At 72.5% G+C, this 24,120-nt stretch carries 22 protein-coding genes; 6 read left to right on the top strand and 16 right to left on the bottom strand.

Translation table 11 applies throughout. The annotated features are described in order from the left end of the window. Positions 1-68 precede the first annotated feature (68 nt). Positions 69-614 carry a PPA1309 family protein gene (locus tag OOJ98_RS19870; RefSeq protein WP_267056274.1) on the top strand — a complete coding sequence of 182 codons (546 nt, stop codon included), beginning with the start codon at positions 69-71 and terminating at the stop codon, positions 612-614. Positions 615-639: 25 nt separating this feature from the next. On the opposite strand, the gene OOJ98_RS19865 is transcribed toward OOJ98_RS19870, so the two are convergent. The 4 genes from OOJ98_RS19865 to OOJ98_RS19850 all read right to left on the bottom strand — a co-directional run bounded on the left by OOJ98_RS19865 (position 640) and on the right by OOJ98_RS19850 (position 3,861). Further along, positions 640-1,728 carry a PDZ domain-containing protein gene (locus OOJ98_RS19865; RefSeq protein ID WP_267056273.1) on the bottom strand — a complete coding sequence of 363 codons (1,089 nt, stop codon included), beginning with the start codon at positions 1,726-1,728 and terminating at the stop codon, positions 640-642. Positions 1,729-1,823: 95 nt separating this feature from the next. Next, a complete protein-coding gene (locus OOJ98_RS19860; RefSeq protein WP_267056272.1) occupies positions 1,824-2,045 on the bottom strand; it encodes a hypothetical protein in 222 nt (73 codons plus the stop codon). Between the two features lie 146 nt (positions 2,046-2,191). Next, positions 2,192-2,656, bottom strand: a complete 465-nt coding sequence (locus tag OOJ98_RS19855; RefSeq protein WP_267056271.1) for a molybdenum cofactor biosynthesis protein MoaE — start codon at positions 2,654-2,656, stop codon at positions 2,192-2,194. 98 nt (positions 2,657-2,754) lie between these two features. Next, positions 2,755-3,861: an SDR family oxidoreductase gene (locus tag OOJ98_RS19850; RefSeq protein ID WP_267056270.1), complete on the bottom strand. Its 1,107-nt coding sequence runs from the start codon at positions 3,859-3,861 to the stop codon at positions 2,755-2,757. A 189-nt stretch (positions 3,862-4,050) separates the two neighbouring features. Between OOJ98_RS19850 and OOJ98_RS19845 the strand changes: the two genes are divergently transcribed. Then, on the top strand, positions 4,051-5,547 hold the full coding sequence (locus OOJ98_RS19845) for a zinc-dependent metalloprotease (RefSeq protein ID WP_267056269.1): 1,497 nt from the start codon (positions 4,051-4,053) through the stop codon (positions 5,545-5,547). Continuing rightward, complete coding sequence (locus tag OOJ98_RS19840; protein WP_267056268.1) at positions 5,544-6,065, top strand: NUDIX hydrolase; 522 nt, start codon at positions 5,544-5,546, stop codon at positions 6,063-6,065. The genes OOJ98_RS19845 and OOJ98_RS19840 overlap by 4 nt, the downstream gene beginning before the upstream one ends. 264 nt (positions 6,066-6,329) lie before the next feature. On the opposite strand, the gene OOJ98_RS19835 is transcribed toward OOJ98_RS19840, so the two are convergent. The 4 genes from OOJ98_RS19835 to OOJ98_RS19820 form a co-directional block, all read right to left on the bottom strand. Then, on the bottom strand, positions 6,330-7,085 hold the full coding sequence (locus OOJ98_RS19835; RefSeq protein ID WP_267056267.1) for an AIM24 family protein: 756 nt from the start codon (positions 7,083-7,085) through the stop codon (positions 6,330-6,332). Between the two features lie 13 nt (positions 7,086-7,098). Further along, positions 7,099-7,779, bottom strand: coding sequence for an AIM24 family protein (locus OOJ98_RS19830; protein WP_267056266.1), 681 nt, complete (start codon positions 7,777-7,779; stop codon positions 7,099-7,101). A gap of 14 nt (positions 7,780-7,793) precedes the next feature. Continuing rightward, entirely contained in the window at positions 7,794-9,476 is a 1,683-nt protein-coding gene (locus OOJ98_RS19825) for a TerD family protein (protein WP_267056265.1), read from the bottom strand. A gap of 106 nt (positions 9,477-9,582) precedes the next feature. Continuing rightward, positions 9,583-10,179 (bottom strand): M48 family metallopeptidase, encoded by a 597-nt coding sequence (locus OOJ98_RS19820; RefSeq protein WP_267056264.1) that lies wholly within the window; start codon positions 10,177-10,179, stop codon positions 9,583-9,585. Between the two features lie 383 nt (positions 10,180-10,562). Between OOJ98_RS19820 and OOJ98_RS19815 the strand changes: the two genes are divergently transcribed. Further along, entirely contained in the window at positions 10,563-11,687 is a 1,125-nt protein-coding gene (locus tag OOJ98_RS19815) for a ThiF family adenylyltransferase (protein ID WP_267056263.1), read from the top strand. Positions 11,688-11,727: 40 nt separating this feature from the next. Beyond that, positions 11,728-13,212 carry an AarF/ABC1/UbiB kinase family protein gene (locus tag OOJ98_RS19810; RefSeq protein WP_267056262.1) on the top strand — a complete coding sequence of 495 codons (1,485 nt, stop codon included), beginning with the start codon at positions 11,728-11,730 and terminating at the stop codon, positions 13,210-13,212. A gap of 81 nt (positions 13,213-13,293) precedes the next feature. Here the strand turns inward: OOJ98_RS19810 and OOJ98_RS19805 are convergent, their stop codons facing one another. The 5 genes from OOJ98_RS19805 to OOJ98_RS19785 form a co-directional block, all read right to left on the bottom strand. Next, entirely contained in the window at positions 13,294-13,464 is a 171-nt protein-coding gene (locus tag OOJ98_RS19805) for a hypothetical protein (RefSeq protein ID WP_267056261.1), read from the bottom strand. A gap of 143 nt (positions 13,465-13,607) precedes the next feature. Then, positions 13,608-13,931 carry a hypothetical protein gene (locus tag OOJ98_RS19800; RefSeq protein WP_267056260.1) on the bottom strand — a complete coding sequence of 108 codons (324 nt, stop codon included), beginning with the start codon at positions 13,929-13,931 and terminating at the stop codon, positions 13,608-13,610. Next, positions 13,928-14,296 carry a WhiB family transcriptional regulator gene (locus OOJ98_RS19795; RefSeq protein WP_053729898.1) on the bottom strand — a complete coding sequence of 123 codons (369 nt, stop codon included), beginning with the start codon at positions 14,294-14,296 and terminating at the stop codon, positions 13,928-13,930. Before OOJ98_RS19795 ends, OOJ98_RS19800 begins: the two co-directional genes overlap by 4 nt. 166 nt (positions 14,297-14,462) lie before the next feature. Next, positions 14,463-14,816, bottom strand: a complete 354-nt coding sequence (locus OOJ98_RS19790; protein WP_267056259.1) for a hypothetical protein — start codon at positions 14,814-14,816, stop codon at positions 14,463-14,465. A gap of 181 nt (positions 14,817-14,997) precedes the next feature. After that, entirely contained in the window at positions 14,998-17,181 is a 2,184-nt protein-coding gene (locus OOJ98_RS19785; protein ID WP_267056258.1) for an ATP-dependent DNA helicase UvrD2, read from the bottom strand. 212 nt (positions 17,182-17,393) lie between these two features. On the opposite strand from OOJ98_RS19785, the gene OOJ98_RS19780 reads away from it, so the two are divergent. Beyond that, positions 17,394-17,636 (top strand): mycoredoxin, encoded by a 243-nt coding sequence (locus OOJ98_RS19780; protein ID WP_120721504.1) that lies wholly within the window; start codon positions 17,394-17,396, stop codon positions 17,634-17,636. A gap of 104 nt (positions 17,637-17,740) precedes the next feature. On the opposite strand, the gene nudC is transcribed toward OOJ98_RS19780, so the two are convergent. From nudC to OOJ98_RS19765, 3 genes are all read right to left on the bottom strand, one after another. Continuing rightward, the gene (gene nudC / locus OOJ98_RS19775; RefSeq protein ID WP_267056257.1) at positions 17,741-18,730 is read right to left on the bottom strand and encodes an NAD(+) diphosphatase; all 990 of its coding nucleotides are present in this window, start codon (positions 18,728-18,730) and stop codon (positions 17,741-17,743) included. Positions 18,731-18,827: 97 nt separating this feature from the next. Next, the gene (locus OOJ98_RS19770) at positions 18,828-20,255 is read right to left on the bottom strand and encodes a dipeptidase (RefSeq protein WP_267056256.1); all 1,428 of its coding nucleotides are present in this window, start codon (positions 20,253-20,255) and stop codon (positions 18,828-18,830) included. A gap of 10 nt (positions 20,256-20,265) precedes the next feature. Next, the gene (locus OOJ98_RS19765) at positions 20,266-23,853 is read right to left on the bottom strand and encodes a UvrD-helicase domain-containing protein (protein WP_267056255.1); all 3,588 of its coding nucleotides are present in this window, start codon (positions 23,851-23,853) and stop codon (positions 20,266-20,268) included. Positions 23,854-24,120: the final 267 nt, after the last annotated feature.

The following is a 24,120-nucleotide window of genomic DNA, read 5'->3' as shown; positions in this document are numbered from 1 at the left end:
ACTCATGCAACTTACTGAGGCTTTACTCAGTTCCCGATCGGGGGGTGAAAGAGGGCAGGATGTTGTCCATGTCCAACGTTTCCCCCTCAGGCCCCCCGATGGCCGCGAGCCCGCTCACCCGCGCGGTGCTCGAAATCGACGAGTACGCATCCGGTCTCGGCTGGGACAAGCCGGCCCGGCTCTTCGCGCTCGTCGACACCGCCAAGCTCCGTGCCCAGGCCCCGAACCTGGTCTCCACCGCCGACGACGCGCCGGTCTCCGGGCTGACCCCGATCGAGCAGGAGGAGATCCCGCGCAACAAGCCGCTGGACAAGTTCCTCGGCACCATCGCCTGGCCCGACTCGGTGGCCGGCTGCGCGCTCACCGTGGAGCGTCTGATGCTGCCGCCGTCCGCCGAGACCTCCGTGCCGGAGGGGCTCAGCGACAAGGAGCTCGCCCAGTGGGTGGCCGCCCACCCTGACCGCCAGGAGGTGCGGATGACGGTGGCGGTGCTGCGCGGCGGTGCCCGCGAGTCCGCGATCCGGCTGCGCGAGAAGGACTCCGCCACGGAGGTCCTGACCGGCCCCGACCTGGTGCCGGGCCTCGCCGAGGCGCTGGCCGCGACCTTCGCCTAGCCGCGGCGCGGGGGCGCGGCCGGCGTCACTTGGCCGAGCAGCTCGGCAGCCCGGCCGTGTCCCCCGTACGGATCTTGTCGAGCGCCTGCCGGGCGTCGTGGATGGTGTCGACCTTCACCAGGGTGAGGCCCGAGGGGATGTCGGCCGCGGCGGACGCGCAGTTGTCCTTGGGCGTCAGGAAGTAGCGGGCGCCCGCCTGGCGCGCGCCGATCAGCTTCATCTCGATGCCGCCGATCGGGCCGACCTGGCCGGTGTCGTCGATCGTGCCGGTGCCCGCGACGAACTTCCCGCCGGTCAGGTCCTCGGGCGTCAGCTTGTCGACGATGCCGAGCGAGAACATCAGGCCGGCGCTCGGCCCCCCGACGTCGGCGAGCTTGATGTCGACGGTGAACGGGAAGGCGTGGTCGCTGCCGGCCTGGATGCCGACGATGGCGCGGTCGCTGTCCTGCGCCTTCTCCGTGGTGATGGTGACCTTCTCGCCGCCCGACGGCACCTTGCCCGCCTTCTTGGCGGCCTCGGCCTCCTTGGCGGGCACGACCGTGAAGACCACGTTCTGGCCGGGCTTGTGCTTGGTGACGAGCGTCGCGACGTCGGCGGGCTTGGTGACCTTGGTGCCGTCGACGGCCTGGATGGCGTCGCCGGCGTGCAGCTTGCCCTCGGCCGGGGTGCCCTTGACGACAGAGGAGACGATGACCCAGCTCGTCACCGGGATGTGCAGCTCGTTCAGGGCCGCGACCTTGGCGCTCTCCTGGGACTGGCTGAACTCCTCGGCGTTCTCCTGGTTGGACTGCTCGTCGGTCTTGCCGTCCGGGTAGAGCGTGTCGTGCGGGACGACCACGCTGTCGTGCGCGAGCCAGCCGTAGACCGCTTCGAAGAGGTTCATCCGGTAGTCCGCGCCGGTGACCCTGACCGTCGTCATGTTGAGGTGACCGGTCGTCGGGTACGTCTTGCGGCCGGAGATCTGGAGCACCGGCTCACCGCCGGCGTCGCCGAGCGTGTTCACGGTGGGCCCGGGAGACATCTCCGCGTACGGCACTTTGATGAGTACCCCGGCGCAGAGCAGCGCGATCAGCACGAGGGTGGAGGCGAGCATCGTCGCGGTGCGGCGTGGCATGGAACGACAGTACGGGACCGACCTGTGCGGCCACCCGTGGGGCCGGTCCGTACGGGGTCTCCGTACGCGGTCCTCGGGGGGCCTCGGGAGACCCGCTACGAGCCGACCGCGGTGTGCTGCGCGGGGGCGCACTCGACGGGCGCCGCCGGGGCGTCATCGATTCCGGCGTGGGACCGTTCCATCGCTTCTCGGAACCGGCTGTAACCGGCGAGTTCTGACACATCGCCGCTGGTGCGATCACGGGCTGCCCAGCGCGCCCATATCGCCGCTCCGACAGCAGCGAAAAGCGGAATCAGCAACCAGGCAAGTGCGGCCATTTCCGACCTCCCGTCCCCAATAGGCGACCGTGAACTGACAGATCAGCAGACTAGTCGTCCGCCGGTTCAACGCTCGTGCCCGGGGGGCGGTTACGCAAATCGGGGCGCATGGCGTCCGACGGGGTTTCAGATGGCCGAAGCCCCGGTCAGCAGGCGCCGACCCACTCCTCCGTACCGTCGGAGAACCGCTGGTGTTTCCAGATGGGAACCTCGTGCTTGAGGTCGTCGATCAGCTTGCGGCAGGCCTCGAACGCCTCCGCGCGGTGCGGGCAGGACACGGCGACGACGACCGCGATATCTCCCACCGCCAGATCACCCACACGGTGGACGGCGGCCAGCGCGCGGACCGGATAGTCGGCCACGACCTTCTCCGCCACCCGGCGCATCTCCGCCTCGGCGCTCGGATGGCAGGAGTATCCGAGCGTGTCGACGTCGGTGCCGCCGTCGTGGTTGCGCACGGTGCCGACGAAGAGGGTGGTGCCGCCCGCCGCGAAGTCGCCCGAGGCCGCGAAGACCTCGTCGAGCGAGAGCGGCGTGTCACGGATCGCGAGGAGGCGGATCGGGTCGTGCGCCGCCTGCTCGCCGGGGTGGTCGGGATACGTGCGTGCCATGGTTCCATCGTGCCGTACGGGAGTGACATCCCGGAATAGCTCTTTCGACCGGGCGGCGCGACCCTCCGTAGGAGGGTCCTACAGCCCCGGGCCGGGAGCTAGATTCCGCGGCGCTTGCGGGCCCTGCGCACCACGGCGGCGGCGCCGAGCAGCGCGACCGTGGCGCCGGCGGCTCCGGCGGCGGTGGCGTCCTTGCGGCCGAGCCTGCGGCCGGCGACGGTGTGCCGGCCCGCGACCTCTTCGAGGAGTTCGGCGAGGACCTCCTCGTTGGTCCACTGCGGCCGCCACCCCGCGTCGTGCAGCCGCCCGACGCTCACCACCCACGGGTGCATCGTGTACGCGAGGTCACCGGCGGGAGACGGGGTGAGTCCGATCCGGTGCAGCCGGGCCGCGGCTCCCAGGGCGACGGCCGAGGGCAGCTCCATGCGGCGGATACCGCTGAGCTCCTCGACCTCCTCCTGTTCGAGCCAGCCGTCGCAGCCGACCGCGAACTCCCCCTCGGCCTTCTCCAGAGCCGCGTACTCCAGGGCGCTGCACAAGTCGTCGACGTGGCAGAACTGCCAGGTCGGCCGGGATCCGGCGACGACCAGGAGGCGCGGCGACTCGAAGTACCGGGTGAGGGCGGTGTCGGTGCCGCCGACCAGGACGGCGGGCCGCACCACGGTCACGTTGAGCCCGGGGTGGGCGCGCGGGGCCCTGCGCCCCAGGCGCTCGATCTCCAGGAGGTCGCCCACGCCGGTCGCCTCGGCGGTGGCGCGCAGCTCGGCGTCCTCGGAGAGCGGGATGTCGTTGTCGGGCAGCGCCCCGTAGACCATGGCCGACGTGCAGAGCACCACGCGGTGGACGCCGGCCGCGGCCGCCGCGGTCAGGACGGTCTGGGTGCCGCGCACGTTGTAGGCCGTGCGGGCCGCCGGGTCCGTCTCCAGGTCGAGGTCGAGCGCGAGGTGTACGACGACGTCGGCGCCGCGCAGCTTCTCGGCGATCGCCGGGTCCCGTACGTCCAGAATGTGCCAGGTCGCCTCGGAGACGTCGCCCCGGCGCTCATCGATGGCGACGACCTGCTTGACCTCCTCGGACGCGGCGAGCCGCGCGGTCAGCAGGGCGCCGATCCCGGATGCGGCACCGGTCACGGCGACGACGGGGCCGCGCGAAGTCGAGGCGGAGAGGTTTCGCGCTGCGCGAACCTGCGGATCTGGGGAACTCACCGGGCGTCTCCAGCGGTTGTCTTCAGTACGTACGTTAATGACGCGTACGTACCAGGTGGCGTCCATCCTGCCGCAGGCCGCGAGGCAGCGGAGCACCGAGCCCCAATCCCGTTCGGATGTCTACGCTGGTGGTGTTGTGGGCCAGCCGCCGTCGGCACGAGCCGGCGGCCTAACGAGCCGAGGAAACCCGTGAGTGACACCCCATTCGGATTCGGCCTTCCGCCGGAGGAGCCGGACAACGGCGACGGCAAGAAGAAGGACCCTGCCGGAGGCGGTCAGGGTGCCGGTGGCCAGGGCGGCAACCCCCTCGGCTTCGGCGCGGGCGGCCCTGGCGGCGCGGACAACCCGTTCGCCGCGATGTTCGGTTCGATGAACCCGAACGATCTGGGCGCCGCCTTCCAGCAGCTCGGGCAGATGCTCAGCTACGAGGGCGGTCCCGTGAACTGGGACATGGCCAAGCAGATCGCCCGCCAGACGGTCGCCCAGGGCACCGCGGACGGCACCAAGGACGAGAGCGTCGGCCCCGCCGAGCGCGCCGCGGTCCAGGAGGCCGTCCGCCTGGCGGACCTGTGGCTCGACGACGCGACGTCGCTGCCGTCGGGCTCCACCACCGCCGTGGCCTGGAGCCGCGCGGAGTGGGTCGAGGCGACCCAGCCGGCCTGGAAGGAGCTGGTCGACCCGGTCGCGGAGCGTGTCGGTGCGGCCATGGGCGGTGTGCTGCCCGAGGAGATGCAGGCCATGGCGGGCCCGCTGATCGGCATGATGCGCTCCATGGGCGGCGCCATGTTCGGCCAGCAGATCGGGCAGGCCATCGGCGTGCTGGCGGGCGAGGTGGTCGGCTCGACCGACATCGGGCTGCCGCTCGGCCCGGCGGGCAAGGCCGCGCTGCTTCCGCTGAACATGGCGGCGTTCGGCAAGGACCTGGGCGTGCCGCAGGACGAGATCCGGCTCTACCTGGCGCTGCGCGAGGCCGCCCACCAGCGGCTCTTCGCCCATGTGCCGTGGCTGCGCTCGCACCTGTTCGGCGCGGTCGAGGGCTATGCGCGCGGCATCACGGTCGACACCGCCAAGCTGGAGGACGCGGTCGGCCAGCTCGACATGTCGAACCCGGAGCAGCTGCAGGAAGCCCTCCAGCAGGGCATGTTCCAGCCGGAGGACACCCCGCAGCAGAAGGCCGCCCTGGCCCGTCTGGAGACGGCGCTCGCGCTGGTCGAGGGCTGGGTCGACGCGGTGGTCCACGCGGCCGCCAAGCCCCGGCTGACCTCGGCGGACGCGCTGCGCGAGATGCTGCGCAGGCGCCGGGCCACCGGCGGTCCCGCCGAGCAGACCTTCGCCACCCTGATCGGCCTGGAACTGCGTCCGCGCCGGCTGCGCGACGCTTCGCGCCTGTGGGCCTCGCTCACCGACGCCCGGGGTGTGGACGGCCGGGACGACCTGTGGGAGCACCCGGACATGCTGCCGACCGCGTCCGACCTGGACGACCCGGACGGCTTCGTGCACCGCGAGCACCTCGACTTCTCGGAGCTGGACAAGATGCTGGGCGAGGCCGCCCAGCAGAACGGTCCCTCCTTGACGAAGGACGAGCCGAAGGACGAGCCGAAGGGCGAGGCCGAGGGCGAAGCGAAGGACGAGCCCAAGGACCGGAAGAGCGACGGGAACGACGCAGAGGGCGAGTCCGGCAAGTGACCCTGCACGACGACGCGGTCCTCGTCCTGAAGGCGTACGAGGGCCAGCCCGAGCTGCGCCAGACCTATCTCGATCATCTGTCGGCGCACCCCGACGGGATGTGGAAGGCCTGCGGGGCCGGTCACCTCACGGCGAGCGCGCTGGTGATCGACCCGGAGCAGGGCCGTGTGCTGCTCACGCTGCACAAGAAGCTGAACATGTGGCTCCAGATGGGCGGCCACTGCGAGCCGGGCGATGCTTCGGTGGCCGCCGCCGCGCTGCGCGAGGCCGAGGAGGAGTCCGGTGTCGCCGGCCTGACCCTGCTGCCCGGCGGTCCGGTGCGGCTCGACCGGCATCCGATCCCGGCGCCCTGCCACTGGCACCTGGACGTGCAGTACGCGGCGCTCGCCCCGGCGGGCGCCGTCGAGGCGATCAGCGACGAGTCGCTCGACCTGCGCTGGTTCACGTACGACGAGGTGGCCGGGGTCGCCGACACCTCGGTGGTCAACCTGGTGGAAGCGACGCGCGCACGGCTGTAGCTACAGCCGCAGGAGAAGGCTCGCGCGGCTGTGGCGGCCGGCCCGGGGGCGCCGTATCGGCGGGCTCGGGCAACACATCGGGTGCAGCGGGCCGTCAACTGGCAGAGGAGTAAGGGGCGTTCGCCATGGCGAGCGCCCCTTACCGTGCCTTGGGTGCGTGTCCTGGGCGCGTGCGCCCTGGGTGCATGCCCTGGGTGCGTGTCCTGGGCGCGTGCGCCCTGGGTGCATGCCCTGGGTGCGTGTCCTGGGCGCGTGCCCTGGGCGCTAGCTCCAGGCGTTGCCCTGGTTCTGCGCATGGACGCCCTGCTGGCCCACGCCGTACTGGGCCCGCAGGCCCTGGCCGATCACCGCGTTCTGCGGCGGCAGCACCTCGCTGGGCTGGACGAGGGCGAAGCCCTGGCCCAGGAAGCTCAGCTCCCAGCCCTCGCCCGTGTTGCCGCGGCGCCGCCACACGCCCGTGGAGTGCGTCTGCGCCTGCATCTGGACCCGGAGCGAGGTCGACCAGGCGACGATCGCGTCGGCGTCGGCGTTGACGTACTTGTCGGGCGTGACCTGGAGCGCCAGCGGCTGGCCCGAGGTCATGAGGACGACCTTGCCGGTGCCGGTGATGTTGAGCTGGTACTTGCCGGTGCCGGAGACCCCGTACTGACTGTCCACGGCGATGACCTCGTGGTGCAGCGAGGAGTCCATCGCGAGGACGTAGCTGCTGTCGACGGTCAGGCCGTCTCGGTCGATGTCCACCACGTGCACGTGCTGCGCCAGGTTGGCGAGGTAGACCGTGCCCTGTCCTGAGACGCGCATCAGGTCGAGGCCCTCACCGGTGCGGGTCCGGGCGTTGCGCTGCCCGCCCGACTGGTACTCACCGTCGAACTCCAGCAGTCCCTGGTAGGCGACCATCGAGCCCTTGCGGGCCAGGACGTCGTCGTGCCCCGTGAGCACGGCGCGCAGCAGCTGGGCGTTCTGCGCGGTGTAGCGCTCCTGGGACTGCTGCTCGGTGTAGCTGAAAAGCGAGCTCTGCATCGGTGTCTCCCCCTCAGCCCCGGGCCCGCAGGCGGTCGGTGCTGTCCTCACTCGGCTGTACGACGACGATGCCCTGGCCCGAGAAGGCCATCTGGTACGCCTCTCCGCTGCCCCGGCCGATCAGCGAGGACGCCTTGAAGCTGCGCTTGCCCTTCACCTTCAGGTTCGGGGACCAGGCGACGAGCGCGTCGGGGTCGACGTACGTCTCGTCCTCGCCCTTGCCGCAGTCGACGACGACCGGGGTGCCGCGCGAGGTCAGGGCGACCCAGCCGGTGCCGGAGATCTTCACGTTGAACAGGCCCTGGCCGGCGAACTTGGCGAGCCCCTTGACCCGCTCGACGCCCCACTGGAGGCTCGCGTCGAAGGCGAGCACATTGGTGCCGTTGACGGAGAGCGCGTCGTTGTTGAGATTGACGATGACGACGTTGGCGCCGTAGTCGGCGAGGTAGAGCAGCCCGTCGCCGGTGCACTTCATCAGGGGTGCGCCCTCCCCGGTGATCCAGTCGCGCGCCATCTGGCGCACGGCGGGCGGGTTGGGCTCGTACTGGATGAAGCCTTCGTACGCGACCATGGAGCCGACCCGGGCGAACAGGTCCTGCCCGGTGGCCATGGCCACCTTGAGCATGGCGCTGCCGTGGTTCTCCATGCGGGCCGCGACGGGGGTGGGGGCGTAGCCCGCGAGTTGCTGGTTCATTTCTTCGGGCTCCCTCAGACCTCGTACGGCTGGACGACGATGAAGTTGCCGGGGGCGCCCCGGAACTGGAGATTGACGGACTCGCCGCTGTGGCCGGGATAGGCGTTGCGGCGCAGCCTGACCTGGCTGGAGACGATCACCTGGGACGCGGCGGACCAGGCGACGATCGCGTCGCTGTCGGCGAAGGTGGTCGGGGTGACGGGCAGCACCACGGGGGTGCCCTGGGTCATCACGACGACGGTGCCGGTGCCCTGGAACAACATCGTGAACAGGGCGCCGCCGGGAATGCCGTGCCCTTCGATGCGGCGGACCTCGTACTGGAGCGACTCGTCGAAGGCGAGGACGTGCTCGGCGGAGACGCAGATGCCGTCGCCCTGGAGCTCGATGGGGTGCAGGTAGGCGCTGTTCTCTGCGAGGAAGACCTGGCCGCGGCCGGTGCAGCGCATCAGCTGCATCTCCTGGCCGGTCGCGTTGCCGACGATACGGCCGGCGAACCCGGCGCCCTTGTAGCCGAAGTCGACCTTGCCCTGGTACATGACCATGCTGCCCTGGCGGGCGAGGACGGGCTGGCCGCCGGCGCCGAGGTCGACCCGGACCAGTTGCTTGTTCTGCGCGGTCCAGCGCTGGCCCGTGGGCACTTCCTTGTACGACTGGATGGCGGCCTGGAGGCCCCCGCCTCCCTGGGGCATGCCCTGGGGCACGCCCTGCGGCTGACCGTACGGCGCGGGCTGGCCGAAGGGCGCCGGCTGTCCGTAGGGGGCGGGCTGTCCGTACGGCGCGGGCGGCGGCGTCTGGCCCGGGATGTGGCCGGGGCCCTGCCCGAACTGCGGCTGCTGCGGCGGCTGTCCGTACGCGGGTTGCTGCGGCTGGCCGTACGGCGCCGGCGCGGGCGGCGGCACGGCGCCGGGCACCAGGTGCATCGGCGCGGCGATGGTGGGCGCCGCATGGATCTGCGGGTTGGGCGCCGGAGGCGGCGGCGGGGTGGCGCCCTGCGACGGCGCGTACGGCTGCGGCGCGGGGGCCGGCACGGGCGCGCCGAAGGAGGGCGCGGGCTGCGGCGCCTGCGCCGGGGCGCCGAACTGCGGGGCGGGCGCGGCACCTTGGGGCGGCGGCGCGAAGCCGGGGGCCGCGCCCTGGGGCTCGGGCTGCTGCGGGGCGGCGGGCTCCTCGTCGAGGACCTCGCCGCCGAAGTTCTTCAGAAGGGCTTCGAGGCCCCCGTCGAAGCCCTGGCCCACCGCGGCGAAGCGCCAGACGTCCTTCAGGTAGAAGTCGCCGAGCATGACGGCCCGCTCGGTGCTGAACTCCGCGCCGGTGAAGGCGTAACGGACGACTTCCTCGCCGCCGGCCACGACCCGGATGTATCCGGGGCCCACCTGCGACATCTGCCCCGCGCCGTCGAGGCTCGCGGTGAAGGAGAGCTTGTGGATGTGCGACGGGACGCGGTCCAGGGTGACGCGGAACGACTCGCTGTCACCGGACTGCGCGCCGAGGAGCTGGATCGACTCCTCGGGAGACTTCGGCTGGTTGAAGAAGACGAAGTAACGGTCGTCGGACAGCTGCTCATTGGCGTCGAGCCCGAAGCAGCTGATGTCGAAGGTCAGACCCGGGCCGGCGATCTGCACACCGACGTACAGATCCGTCCCTGCCGTGAGATCACTGACCTTGGCCTTGTGGCCGCGCTGGAATTCCCTGGCCATGCGTACCGACCGTCCCCCATCCCGAGGTGAATGCGTCGCGCCAGGCTAACGGCTGCCTCGGACAATCGACGAAGCCGCTACACATTCGGTACACAACCGTCGAGCCCTACTCCTCGCGGGCCGCCGGCAGGTGCGGCAGGCGGTCGGCGGCGACCACGCCCTCCAGGTAGCCGCGGGCACGCTCGGTGCGCGGATAGGCGTCGAGCAGCCGCCAGAACCGGGGCCCGTGGCCCGGCACCAGGAGGTGGGCCAGCTCGTGGAGGAGCACGTAGTCGACGACGTACTCGGGCATGCCCTGCAGCCGGTGCGAGAGCCGGATGCTGCCCTCGGCCGGGGTGCAGGAGCCCCAGCGGGTGTTCTGGTTGGTCACCCAGCGCACCGAAGCGGGGCGGGCCCGGTTCTCGAAGTACTGCTCGGAGAGGCGCTCGGCGCGCTCGGTCAGTTCCGCGTCGCCCAGCATGCGCTTGCTCTCCTGCGCGGCCAGCTTGTCGAGCATCACCGTGACCCAGCGCTGTTCCTCGGCCTCGGACATCCGGGCCGGGATCAGCACGATGGTGCGGTCGCCCTCGCGGTAGGCGGAGACCGTCCTGCTGCGCCGGGCGCTGCGGCGCACCTCGACCGCGCTCGTCGCCGGGCCGCGGGGCGGCAGGCCGGTGGGTCGGCGCGGCGGGCTTCCGGCACTCTGCAGTGGGTCGGCGGGCACGCCCCGACGTTACCCGCTGTCAGTGGGGGAAGTCCCGCCTCCGGGGCGGTTGAGCCATGATCCATCCGCTGAGGTGCACCATTTGAATGACTAATACCCCCTGCCTGTGGACAACTTTTCACGCCGCTCGGCGCGGACGGGCATCGTGGTCCCACGGCGCGCGACGGCTGCCGGCGAGCAGGCGTCACAGGTGCGCGGAGAGACACGACGACGGGGGCAGAACCATGCGTCATCACGGGGGCGGGACCACGGGCGGCACCGGGGTCGGGACCGCGGGTGGGACTACGAGTGGGAGCGGGGCACGGGGCGGGGCCAGGGCCGGGTCCGGCAGCGGGGCGAGGGCCGGGACCACGGGCGTGGACGGCGGCGCGAGCCCGCATCCGATGGTGAAGCCGGCGCTGCGCCGGGCCTGGCGGGACCGCCAGACCGTGCAGTTCGGGATCACCCCCGCGCAGGCCGTGGTGCTGTCGCCGGTCGACCCGGCGACGGGCCATTTCCTGGAGCTGCTCGACGGCACCCAGGGCCTGCCGCTCCTGTACGAGCGGGCCCACGCCCTGGACCTGTCGCCCGGACAGGTAGACGAGCTGCTGGCGCGGTTGACGGCGGCGGGCCTGGTCGACGATCCGACGGCGGGCGGCGCGGCGGCGGAGGCGTTACGGGCCAGGACCGACGCGCTCGATCGGCTACGGCCGGATCTGGCGTCCCTCTCCCTCCTCCATCCCCGGCCGGGCGAAGCGGCGCGAAGACTCGCGGCGCGCAGGGCCATACGGGTCCAAGTGCGCGGGGCCGGCCGGGTGGGCGCGGCGATCGCCGCGGTGCTCTCCGGATCCGGCGTGGGCCGGGTCGACGTCCTGGACGCGGGCGTGGCGCAGCCGGGTGATGTGACACCGGGCGGGCTGCCCGCGCGGGCCGTCGGCGAGCGGCGTGCCACGGCGGCCGGGCAGCTGGTGCGACGGTCGGCGCCCGGTGCTCCGCCGCGCCGCGAGCGGGACGGTGAGCAGCCGGGGCTGTCCCTGATCGTGGTCGCCCCGCGCGAGGCACTCGATGTGCACGCGCCGAACGCGATGGACGCCGAGGAATGGATCCGTGCCGGAATTCCCCATCTTTATGCGGGAGTTGTAGAGACGACAGGGGTGGTGGGGCCGCTGGTCCTGCCGGGTGGCACGGGGTGCGCGGGGTGTCTGGCCCTCGGCCGCACCGAGCGCGATCCGGGCTGGCCGCGACTGCTCGCGCAGTGGCGCTCGGGCCGGCAGCGCACCTCCGTGCCCGCCTGTGACCTGGCACTGGCGACCGCCGTGGCCGGCCTTGCGGCGGCGCACGCGCTGGCATTTCTCGACGGTGATCTGCCGACGAGCACGGGCAGCCGCTGCGAGGCGTCCCTGCCCGGACTGGACTGGCGGTTGGCCCCGGTCGAGCCGCACCGGGACTGCTTCTGCGGGGCGGCCGGGAACACTCGGGGGGAGCGGGCCTCGGGTGCCGCGGGGCCACACGACACAATGGCTCGGTAGCGCCTGCGAGGGCGTGGCTGTCTGGGATTTGGAGGGGCGCATGTCTGATCTTCCCCGGAAGGCGGTCACCCGGACCGCCAAGCTGGCCGCACTGCCACTTGGCTTCGCCGGCCGGGCCACGTGGGGCCTGGGCAAGCGGATCGGCGGGAAGTCCGCCGAACTGGTGGCCCGCGAGCTCCAGCAGCGCACCGCCGAGCAGCTCTTCAAGGTCCTGGGTGAGCTCAAGGGCGGGGCGATGAAGTTCGGGCAGGCGCTGTCCGTCTTCGAGTCGGCCCTGCCGGAAGAGGTCGCGGGTCCATACCGGGCGGCCCTGACCAAGCTCCAGGAGGCGGCGCCCCCGATGCCGAGCCGCACGGTGCACTCCGTGCTCGCGGAGCGGCTCGGTGCCGAGTGGCGCGAGCTGTTCCTGGAATTCGAGGAGAAGCCGGCTGCCGCCGCGTCGATCGGGCAGGTGCACCGGGCGGTCTGGCACGACGGGCGCGAGGTGGCCGTCAAGGTGCAGTACCCGGGGGCCGGTGAGGCGCTGCTCTCGGATCTGACGCAGCTGAGCCGGTTCGCCAGGCTGCTCGGTCCGCTGATCCCGGGCATGGACATCAAGCCGCTCATCGCCGAGCTGCGCGACCGGGTCTCGGAGGAGCTGGACTACGAGCTGGAGGCGCGGGCGCAGCGGGAGCACGCGGCGGAGTTCGCGGGCGACCCCGATGTGCTGGTGCCCGATGTGGTGCACCAGAGCGAGCAGGTCCTGGTGACGGAGTGGATGGACGGCACACCTCTCTCGGAGGTGATCAAGGACGGAACGCCCGAACAGCGGGACCGCGCCGGTCAGTTGCTGATGCGGTTCCTCTTCTCGGGCCCGGCGCGGACGGGGCTGCTGCACGCCGATCCGCATCCGGGCAACTTCCGTCTGCTGCCGCCCGAGCGGGAGGACGGACCGTGGCGCCTCGGCGTCATGGACTTCGGCACCGTGGACCGGCTGCCCGGCGGCCTGCCCGCCACCATCGGTGCTTCCCTGCGGATGACGCTCGAGGGCGATGCGGAGTCGGTCTACGAGATGCTGCGCGAGGAGGGCTTCGTCAAGGAGTCCATCGCCCTCGATCCGGACGCGGTGCTCGACTATCTGCTGCCGATCATCGAGCCGGCCCAGGTGGAGGAGTTCACCTTCAGCCGGGGCTGGATGCGCGGGCAGGCGGCCCGGATCGCCGACCCGCGCTCCCCCGCCCACCAGTTGGGCAAGCAGCTCAATCTGCCGCCCTCGTACCTCCTGATACACCGGGTGACGCTGTCGACGATCGGGGTGCTCTGCCAACTGGAGGCCACGGTGCGCATGCGCGACGAGCTGGAGGAGTGGCTCCCGGGCTTCGTGGCCGATGTCCCGCATCCGGGGACCCCGGCCTCCGAGGGCATGGAGGAAGCCGAGGCGGCCGGGGTGGCGAAGGTGCCCGAGGCGGCGAAGGAGGCCGCCGTGGCGAAGGAGGCCGGGCCTACGGAGAAGGCCGGGGTGGCCGGGGTGGCCGAGGAGGCGTGAGGGCGGGCGCCGTTACGGGCGCGGTGGTCGGCCCGGTTCTCCGGCGGCCCCGACCTGATCCCCGCATGGCCGGGCGGGGTGTTACCACCAGGCCGCGTCGAGCCGGCCTTCGATGGCTCTGATGTTGGCGCGGGCGCAGGCGTCGCAGTAGTAGCAGCCGGCGCCGTTCTCGACCGAGTAGATCCAGGTGGGCGGCGGGCCGCCGGCCGGGGCCGGGGTTCCGCAGTGGGAGCACACGAGGGTTTCGGCCATCGGCCGATTCTGGTCGTCCACCTCCCGACGATACCGCCGCGCCGGACGCTTTGGGGCCACAACGCACCGCGGGGGCCGGTCCGTTCGGACCGGCCCCCGCGTCATTCACTGGGTGAGCGTCGTGCGCCGCAGGGCGTCGGCCGTCAGTGCATGACGGCCATCGCCAGGGCGCGGCGGGCGCGCATCGACGCGCGCTCGGCACGCTGCTGCAGGCGCCGGGCGGCCACCAGGCGTCGCGCCTGGCGTTCCGACTCGGCTTCCTGGAGGCGCTGATGCATATGCGCACGAGCCAGGGCTTCTGGCATGAGTTGCATTTCGAGGGTCCTGTTCTGACGCGACTTGTGCGCGCCGGTGGTGGTGAAGTCTGGGGTCGCGGAGCCGGTGGGCTCGCTGGCGGACGTCGTCATCGGGGCCTGCTTCTGGGGGTCGTTCGTTCGGGGACGGTCGATGGTTCCCGGGCGGTTCATGCGGCGACCGGGTTCTTGCGCGGGCGGCCACGCGGCCGCTTGCGGGCGACGACCACGCCCTGGACGAAGAGCTCCCCGCCCCAGACGCCCCACGGCTCACGCCGCTCCTTGGCACCCGCGAGGCAGGCGGCCATCAGGGGGCAGGTCTGGCAGAGCGACTTGGCGTACTCGACGTCGGCCGGCGACTCGGCGAAGAAGACCTCCGGGTCGAAGGAGCGGCAGGGGACGGGTACGCCGAGGTTCTCGATGGCGTCGTCGAGCGCGGTGAGCGCGGTGAGGGGAGTCAAGGCGGGGTCCTCCGTGAGACCGGGCGGGGGGAGAGTCGGGGCGGGCGGTACGGACGGGGCGTGCGCTTCGAGTTGCACGGTGTTTTCTTCCTCGTCTTGTTCGGCTGTGTCGGTCCGGCCGGTCGGCCGGGTGTCGGCTGGTACCGAGGCCCCCTTCGCTCGGTCCGTCCCGTTCGGGACAAACAGAAGGGCCGCGGATCCCGGGTGGGGTTCCGCGGCCCTGAAGGCGCCTGCCTGATCTGAATCAGGCTGGATCACTCCAGGGTTCGAGCCCACGGAAGGCCCACATCGTGTGGTGCTGGTACTTCTTCGTCTGCTGTTCCGCTCCTGCGCCGGTGGCCGCGAAGGCGTGGGCCTGGGCCCGTCCCCTCACTACTGCTGCTGCCGGCGCCAGAATCGGTCGCTCATTGCGCTCATCACGCACGGGAAGGCTCGCCATGGGGGCCGGAACCGTCGCGCTGAGGCCGAGCAGACCCGAGACACCGGAGGACAGACCGGTGCCCTGGAACGCAGAGCCGAGCGGGCAGGTGGCGACGACCGAGCGGACGGTCACTTTGGTGGTGATGGAGCTGGTCTTGGTCTCGATGTAGCTGGCCACTGGTCTCGCCTCCTCTCGGCGTCTCGGGGACTTCGGCCCGCGAAGGCCTGGTCCCATGCGTATTCGGATAAGTACAGCTAAGTACAGCACGGAGACCCGGCTTCGGAGAAGCTCTCGTTTCCGTGGTTAAGAACCTATGGGGATCCCCGGGGCGGGCGCAAACTATTTTTTCGACGAGTTTTCAGGAACCTTCCTCGTCGGCTCCGCCACGTTCGTCACCTGCACAGATGGCCAGGACATCGGTGCCGAAGCGGTCCAGCTTGCGGGCGCCGACGCCGGAGATCACGGCGAGCTCATGGCCGGTGGACGGCACGGCCTCGGCGATCGCCATCAGCGTCTTGTCGGTGAAGACGACGTACGGCGGCATGCCGAGGTCCTTCGCCTGGTGGGAGCGCCACTCGCGGAGCCGCTCGTACAGCGCCTCGTCCATGTCCGAGGGGCAGTCCTCGCAGCGCATCAGCTTCATCTCGCCGGCCTCGGTGAGCGTCTTGCCGCAGACCCGGCACAGCACCGGCCCGCGGCGGGTGCGCTTGCGGGCGGCGGGGCCTCGCTCCACCCCCGCGGCGGCCCCGGCCGTCGCACGGGCGGCGCGGGAGCCGGAGCCCGGCCGCAGCCCGTTCAGGAACCGGCTGGGGCGGCGCGAGGCCCGGCCGCCGGGAGAGCGCGACAGGGACCAGGAGAGCCCGAGGTGGACCCGGGCCCGGGTGACGCCGACGTACAGCAGCCGGCGCTCCTCCTCGACCTGCTCGTCCGTCTTGGCGTACGTGATCGGCATCATGCCCTCGGTGAGGCCGACCAGGAACACGGCGTCCCACTCCAGGCCCTTCGCCGCGTGCAGCGACGCCAGGGTGACGCCCTCGACGGTCGGGGCGTGCTGGGCGGCCTCCCGCTCGCGCAACTCGGTCACCAGGTCGGACAGGGTCGCGCCCGGCTTCGCCCGTTCGTAGTCCTCGCCCAGGCGGACCAAGGCGGCCAGCGACTCCCAGCGGTCGCGGACCGCGCCGGAGCCGGCCGGCGGCGCGGCCGTCCAGCCCTTGGTGCCGAGCACGGCGCGCACCTGGGACGGCAGGTCCACCGCGTCGTCGAGCAGCGAGTCGTTGCCGCCGGCGCGGGCCGCGCCGCCGAGCGCCACGACCGCCTCGCGGACCTCGGGGCGCTCGAAGAACCGCTCGGCGCCGCGCAGCAGGTAGGGCACTCCCGCGTCGGCCAGGGCCTGCTCGTAGATCTCGGACTGGGCGTTGATGCGGTAGAGCACGGCGATCTCGCCGGCCGAGACGCCGGAGGCGATCAGGTCGCGGATGCGGCGGGCGACGCCCTCGGCCTCCGCGGGCTCGTCGCCGTACTCCGTGTAGACGGGCTCGGGGCCCGCGGGGCGCTGCGAGACCAGTTCGAGCCGGTGCTCGGCGGCCCGGCCGGTGGCCTGGCTGAGCAGCCCGTTGGCGAGGTGCACGACCTGCGGGGTGGAGCGGTAGTCGCGGACGAGCTTGACCACCGTCGCGTTCGGGTGGCGGGTGCGGAAGTTCAGCAGGTGGTCGGGGGTGGCACCGGTGAAGGAGTAGATGGTCTGGCTCGCGTCGCCCACCACGCACAGCGAGTCGCGCTCGCCGAGCCACAGGTCGAGCAGGCGCTGCTGGAGCGGGCTGACGTCCTGGTACTCGTCGACCACGAAGTGCTGGTACTGGCGGCGGACCTGGTCGGCGATGTCGTGCCGGTCCTGGAGCACGCCGACCGTGAGGAGCAGCACGTCCTCGAAGTCGATCACCCCGCGGTCCTGTTTGAGCTGCTCGTACATCCGGTAGATCTGGGCGATCTCGGCCGGGTCGCGCGGCGCGTCCCGATGGGACTTGGCGACCGCCGCCGGGTAGTCGCCGGGGACGGTCTGGGTGACCTTCGCCCACTCGATCTCGCCCGTCACGTCGCGCAGCTCGTTGCGGTCGAGCCGCAGCCGGCAGCGGGCGGCCGCCTCGGCGACGAGCTGGACCTTGCGCTCGACGAGCCGGGGCAGCGGGCCGCCGACCGCCTTGGGCCAGAAGTACTGGAGCTGGCGCAGGGCCGCCGAGTGGAAGGTGCGGGCCTGGACGCCGCCGGCGCCGAGCTGGCGCAGCCGGCCGCGCATCTCGCCGGCCGCCCGGTTGGTGAAGGTGACGGCCAGCACGCTGGAGGGCTGCAGGATGCCGGCGCGCACCCCGTACGCGATCCGGTGGGTGATCGCGCGGGTCTTGCCCGTGCCCGCGCCGGCCAGCACGCACACCGGGCCGTTCAGGGCCGTGGCGGCCTCGCGCTGCTCGGGGTCGAGCCCGTCGAGCACCGCGTCGGCCGTCTCGGGGACCTGCGGGAAGGGAGTGGAGTGCGTTGCTGCTGTCACCCCGCCATGCTGCCAGGTCGCCCGGGGCTGCCGCGCCGCGTCGTCCACAGGGGGCGCGAGTAGTCGTACTTTTCGGGGGGCTCGACGAGGCGGGCCGTGACGCTTCGGTCACATGCGGGAATGGTGTTCGCCTCCCGTACGTTCCACCCCGTGCGGAACCGCATCGGGCGGGGCGCGCACGCCAGTCGGCGATACAGAGGAGCGCGAGAGACATGCCGGGCACTGTGACGATGTACAGCACCACCTGGTGCGGCTACTGCCAGCGGTTGAAGAAGCAGATGGACCGCGAGGGCATCGCGTACACCGAGGTCAACATCGAGCACGACCCGGCGTCGGCCGCGTTCGTGGAGAAGGCCAACGGCGGCAACCAGACGGTGCCGACCGTCCTCTTCGACGACGGCTCCACGCTGACCAACCCGTCGCTCGCGCAGGTCAAGCAGAAGATCGGCGTCTGACGCCGGCCGCCGCGCCGCATACGGCACGAGGCCCCCGTCCGAGCCCCTGAGGGCTGGGGCGGGGGCCTCGCTCGTACCCCGGGCAGCCCCGGCGGGGTCCCGGGTCAGTGCGTCGGCTTCGGCAGGGGTTCGCCGTACCAGAGCTCGATGAGGCGGGCCGCGATCGAGATGCCGTACGGGGGCAGGACCTCGCCGGAGGCGAACGCCGCGGCCAGGTCCTCGCGGGAGAACCAGCGGGCCTCGTGGATCTCCTCGCCGTCGACGTTGATCTCGGACGAGACGGCCTTCGCCATGAAGCCGAGCATCAGGCTGGACGGGAAGGGCCAGGGCTGGCTCGCCACGTACTCGACGGGGCCGACCGTGACGCCGGCCTCTTCGAAGACCTCGCGGCGCACCGACTGCTCGATGGACTCGCCGGGCTCCACGAAGCCGGCGAGGGTCGAGAAGCGCCCCTCGGGCCAGTGCACCTGGCGGCCGAGCAGCGCCCGGTCCTGGTCGTCGGTGACCAGCATGATCACGGCGGGGTCGGTACGCGGGTAGTGTTCGGCGCCGCAGGCCTGGCAGCGGCGGATGTGACCGGCCGCCGCGATCACGGTGCGCTCCCCGCAGCGGGAGCAGAAGCGGTGCAGCCGCTGCCAGTTCTCCAGGGCGACGGCGTGCGTCACCAGACTGGCCTCGCGCGCCGACAGCAGCAGGCCGGCCTCGCGCAGCCCCGCGGGCCTCGCCGACTGGTCCATGCGGCCGGGCAGCGCGTCCTTCTGCAGCGCGAAGTAGCTCACGCCGTCCTCGTCGGTGCCCAGGAAGTAGCGGTGGGTCTCGGTGACCGGGGCCTCGAAGGCGGGGGTCATGACCAGCTCGGTGCGGCCGGGCTCGCCGTCCGTGCCGTCCGCGCCATTCGCGGGTTCGTCGATCAGGACCTGGCCGCCGGAGACCACGAAGACCCGGGTGGTCGGGTGGCTCCAGGCCGCCGCGAGCCAGGCCTCGTCGAGGCGGTGGTGGGCGGCGCGGTCGATGCCGTTCGGCTCGGTGAGGCCGATGGGCGTGGCGAGCCCGGTCGGCCGGTCCGTGAAGACGTCACTGCTGGTGGTGCTCACAGGTGCTTCCAACTCCCCCGGGTGGACGGTGTGTTCAGCGATTTCTGGCAGCCGGTGCTCGGGCCGGCGGGCTGCGCGGTGGGGCTGCACGTGGGGCTCAGGTGACGGACGGGGCCGCGGTGGCCGCGAGGTCGCTCCACAGGTGGGCCGCCGTCTCGACGCCCTTGAACAGGAGGTCGAGCTCGACCTTCTCGTTGGGCGCGTGCCAGCCGTCCGAGGGGACCGAGATCCCGAGGAACAGGACGGGCGCCCGCAGGACGTCCTGGAGGTCGGCGGCGGGGCCCGAGCCGCCCTCACGGGTGAAGCGGACCTTGGTGCCGAAGGCGGTGCCCATCGCCCGCACGACGGCCTGGAGCGCCGGGTGGCCGAGCGGCGTCAGACACGGGCGGGTGCCCGCGCTCCAGCTGATCTCGTGCCGGATCCCGGCGGGGACCTGGCCCGCGGCCCACTCCGTGACGAGTTTCTCGATGTGCGCCGGGTCCTGGCCGGCGACCAGGCGGAAGGACAGCTTCACCATCGCCGACGACGGGATGATCGTCTTCCCGCCGGGGCCCTGGTAGCCGCCGCCGATGCCGTTGACCTCGGCGGTCGGCCGGGCCCAGATCCGCTCCAGGGTGGAGAACCCGGCCTCGCCGTGGACCGCCCGCGACTTGGCGGTGTCCAGCCACTCGGCCTCGTCGAAGGGCAGCTCGGCGAAGAGCTCGCGCTCCGCGTCGGTCAGCTCGGCGATGCCGTCGTAGAAGCCGGGGACGGTGACGTGTCCGTCCGCGTCGTGCAGGGCCGCGACCAGGCGGGCCGCGGCCGTCGCCGGGTTGGGTACGGCACCGCCGAAGGAACCGGAGTGGATGTCCTGGCCCGGTCCGTACAGCTGGATCTCGCACTCGGCGAGGCCGCGCATGCCGGTGCACACGGTGGGGGTGTTCTCCGACCACATGCCGGTGTCGGAGACGATCACGGTGTCCGCGGCGAGCCGCTCGGCGTGCTGCTCGACCAGGGCGCGGAAGTGCGGCGAGCCGGACTCCTCCTCGCCCTCGATCAGGAGCTTCAGGTTGACGGCGGGCGCCGTGCGGCCGGTGGCGGCGAGGTGCGCGCGGACGCCGAGCGTGTGGAAGAACACCTGGCCCTTGTCGTCGGCGGCGCCGCGCCCGTACATCCGCCCGTCGCTGATCACCGGCTCGAACGGGTCGGTGTCCCAGCCGTCCTCACGGGCCGCGGGCTGCACGTCGTGGTGGCCGTAGACCAGGACGGTCGGCGCGCCGGCGTCGCCCGAAGGCCACTCGGCGCAGACGGCGGGAGCGCCCGGGGTGTCCAGGATCTCGACCACCGGGAAGCCCGTCTCGCGGAGCTTCGCGGCGAGCCATTCGGCGCTGCGGCGCACATCGGCGCCGTGGTCGGGCTGGGCCGACACCGACGGGATGCGCAGCCACTGCGCGAGGTCGTCGAGGAACGCGTCGCGGTGCTGCTCGATGTACGTGCGCACCGACGCGGTGGCGGTCTGGACGGCGCTGTCCGGGGTCTCGCTCATGGCCTCGACCCTATCCGGCCGGGGGCGGTGGCCCGTCCCCCGGTCCGCCCTGCGGACGCGGGCCCAACAGGATCGCCTCCAGCTCGGCGCGGCCCGGCAGACGCCCGGGACGCACCGTCTCACCTGTGCGTACGTAGACGAACGCGGCTTCGACCGACTCCGGCGGCACACCCATCTGCTCGGCCCAGGCGACCCGGTAGACCGCCAGCTGCAGGGGGTCGGCGGTGGCCTGGCGCCCGGTCTTCCAGTCGACGATCTCGTACGTGGCGAGCGCGCCCTCGCCCTCCTTGTAGACGGCGTCGATCCGGCCCCTGATCACCCGGCCCGCGAGGGTCAGCTGGATGGGCGCCTCGGTGCGGAAGGGGGTGCGCGTCGCGTACGGGGTGCGCTCGAAGGCGTCCTTGAGCGCGGCCAGGTCCTGCTCGTCCGCGATGTCGGCCTCGCTGTCGTCGGCGCCCGGCAGCTCGTCGGGGCCGAGCATGGGCAGCGGGAGCTCGTCGAAGCGGGACTCCACCCAGGCGTGGAACCGGGTGCCCCTGCGGGCGGCCGGCTGGGGGCGGCTCGGCATGGGCCGGGCCAGTTCCCGTGCGAAGGCATCCGGGTCGGCGGCCAGTCGCAGCAGTTCGGACGCGGTGAGCGAGGCGGGCACCGCGACCTCGCGGGTGGCGGCGCGGGCCCGGCGCAGCTCGGTGGTGAGCGCCTCCAGGTCGCGGTCCCAGGAGTGCAGCGCACGGCGGTCTTCGGGGGTGAGCCGAGGAGCGGGGATGGCGAGGGGCGCACCGGCCTGGGCGTGGTCGCGGGCACCGGTTCCGTCGGGGGCCGCGGTGCGGGTGTGCTCGGCGGAAGGCTCGGTGCGGGTCTGCTCGGAAGGGGCCGGGCGGTCGGCGGGCGGTACGGAGGAGGCCGGGCGCTCGGTGGGGAGCAGGTCCCAGTCGCCGTCGTCGAGATCCTCGGGGAGGCCGAACTCCTCGGCCCCGTACGGCTCGTCCCCGAAGGGAGCGTCCTCATAGGGCGCGTCGTCCAAGGGCGCGTCCCTGTAGGGCGCGTCCGCGTATGCCTCGTCCTCATAGGAGGAGGGCGTTACGGCATGGCCGGGAGGCGTTGCGTCCTCGGGCGCGGGGGCCGCCGCCACGTGGGCCAGGACCCGCTCCGCGGCGGCGCGGCGGCGTGCGAGGGATGCCGCGTCGAGTGGGAGCGGCCAGGCGTGGGAGACCGCGGACTCGTGGAGCACGGGGTTCTCCGCGTCCTCGGCCGGCTCGTCCGCCCACGCCTCGATCTCGCCGTGGCCGGCCGCGCAGTGCTCGTACAGCGCGTGCAGGAAGGCGGACGGGCCGCGGGGCTTCTTCTGGCTCGGCCCCCACCAGTGGCCGGAGCCGAGCAGCAGGGTGCGGGGGCGGGTGAACGTGACGTATCCCAGGCGCAGTTCCTCCGTGTGCTGGTGGTCCTTCATCGCCTCCTTGAAGGACTTGAGCCCCTTCGCGTCCCACTTGTCGACGGCCGGCAGCGTCGGGGCGTCGCCGCGCAGCGCGTGCGGGAGGACCTTCGCCTGGGCGGTCCAGGCCTCCCTCGCCCTGGTCGACGGGAACGTGCCGGTGACCAGGCCGGGCACGGCCACCACGTCCCACTCCAGGCCCTTCGACTTGTGCGCGGTGAGCACCTTGACCGTGTTCTCGCCGCCGGGCAGCGCCGTGTCGAGCCCCTTCTCGTACTGGGCGGCGGTCCGCAGGAAGCCGAGGAAGGCGAGCAGCGAGGCCTCGCCGTCGAGCGCGGCGAAACTCGCCGCTATGTCGAGGAAGCCGGAGAGCGTCTCGCGGCGGCGGGCCGCCAACGCGTGCGGCGATGCGGAGAGTTCGACCTCCAGGCCCGTGACGGTCAGGACGCGGTGCAGGACGTCCATGAGCGGGTCGGCGAGCGAGCGGCGCAGATCGCGCAGTTCGGCGGCGAGACGGGCGAAGCGGACGCGAGCCTCTGCGGAGAAGGGCAGGCCGTCGTCCTCGGCGCCCTCCAGGAAGGTGTCGAGCGCGTCGGCGAGGGAGATCACCTCGGCGGGATCGACACCCTCGACGGCGTCGGCGAGACGCTGGTCGGGGTCGTCGGAACCGGCCGATGCGCGCCGTACGAGAAGGCGCGCGCGGCGGCCGAGCAGCGCCAGGTCGCGGGGGCCGATGCGCCAGCGCGGGCCGGTCAGGATCCGTACCAGGGAGGCGTTGGCGCCCGGGTCCTGGAGGACTTCGCAGACCGCCACCAGGTCGGCGACCTCGGGCAGGTGGAGCAGCCCGGAGAGCCCGACGACCTCGACGGGGATGTCCCGGGCCACCAGGGCGCCCTGGATCCCCGGGAAGTCACCCGCGGTGCGGCACAGGACGGCGATCTCGCCGGGCGCCTTGCCGGTGCGCACCAGGTGGGCGATCGAGTCGGCGAGCCACTCGATCTCCTCCTCGTGGGTGGTGTGCAGGGCGATGCGCACGCTGCCGTCGCGCTCGGCGCCGGGCGCGGGGCGCAGCGCCTCGACCCCTTCGTGCATCGAACGCAGCGGTGCGGCAAGGGAGTTGGCGAGGTCGAGCAGGCGGCCGCCGCTGCGGCGGTTCTCGGAGAGCGCGTGGCGGGTGGCGGGGCGGCCATCGGCGTACGCGAAGTGGCGGGGGAAGTCGTCGAGGTTGGCCACCGATGCGCCGCGCCAGCCGTAGATCGCCTGGCAGGGGTCGCCGACGGCGGTCACCGCGTGGCCGGTGCCGCCGCCGAAGAGCGCGGCGAGCAGGCGGCGCTGGGCGACCGAGGTGTCCTGGTACTCGTCGAGGAGCACCACCTTGAACTCCTCGCGCAGGATCCGGCCGACCTCGGGGTGGGTGAGGGCGAGCTCGGCGGAGAGCGCGATCTGGTCGCCGAAGTCGAGGAGGTCGCGGCTCTTCTTCGCGGCGCGGTAGCGGGTGGTGAGGTCGAGCAGTTCGAGCCGGGCGGTGGCGGCTTCGGGCACCTTGCGCAGCTCGGCGTTGCTGAGCCTGGCGTCCGCGAGGGTGCGCAGCAGGTCGTGGTCGTACGCGGCGAGACGCTCCGGGCGTACGAGGTGTTCCGCCAGCTCGGCGTCGAGCGCGAGCAGGTCGCTGACCAGGGAGGCGAACGACTTGGTCAGCGCGGGGTACGGGCCCGGGGCCTCGCGCAGCACGCGGGCGGCGAGCTGGAAGCGGGTGGCGTCGGCGAGGAGGCGGGAGGTGGGCTCCAGGCCTATGCGCAGGCCGTGGTCGGTGAGGAGCCGGCCGGCGAAGGCGTGGTACGTGGAGATGCCGGGCTCGCCCTGCTCCGGCTCGGGGGCGTCGGGGTCGGTGATGCCGGCCCTGACCAGCGCGGTGCGCACGCGCTCCGCGAGCTCGCCCGCGGCCTTGTTGGTGAAGGTCAGGCCGAGGACCTGCTCGGGCGCGACCTGGCCGGTGCCCACCAGCCATACGACGCGGGCCGCCATGACGGTCGTCTTGCCGGAACCGGCTCCGGCCACGATGACCTGCGGGGCGGGCGGGGCGATGATGCAGGCCGTCTGCTCCGGGGTGAAGGGGATGCCGAGCAGCTCTTTGAGCTGTTCGGGGTCGGTGAGGTGGGTGGGCACGCTTGGAAGGGTAGTGGGGGGTGCCGACAATGCGGGGTTTGTGCAGGTGGGGGCGCCTGCGGCGGACGAGGCGAAGGGTCCTTCCCGAGGCGGAGCCCCTGCCCCTCCACTGGGCTCCGCCCCGTCCCACCACGGGGCTCCGCCCCGACACCCCCCACGGGGCTCCGCCCCGGACCCCGAGAACTTCGTCCGCGGACCGTGCGTGGTCACCCGCGCAGTTCCCCGCGCCCCCAAACAGCACCGCCGAGACGCACCGCCCTGGAGAGG

Source organism: Streptomyces sp. NBC_00083, assembly GCF_026343295.1.
Lineage (GTDB): Bacteria > Actinomycetota > Actinomycetes > Streptomycetales > Streptomycetaceae > Streptomyces.
Note: the sequence above shows the minus strand (reverse complement) of the source record. Positions and strands in the feature narration are given on the sequence as shown.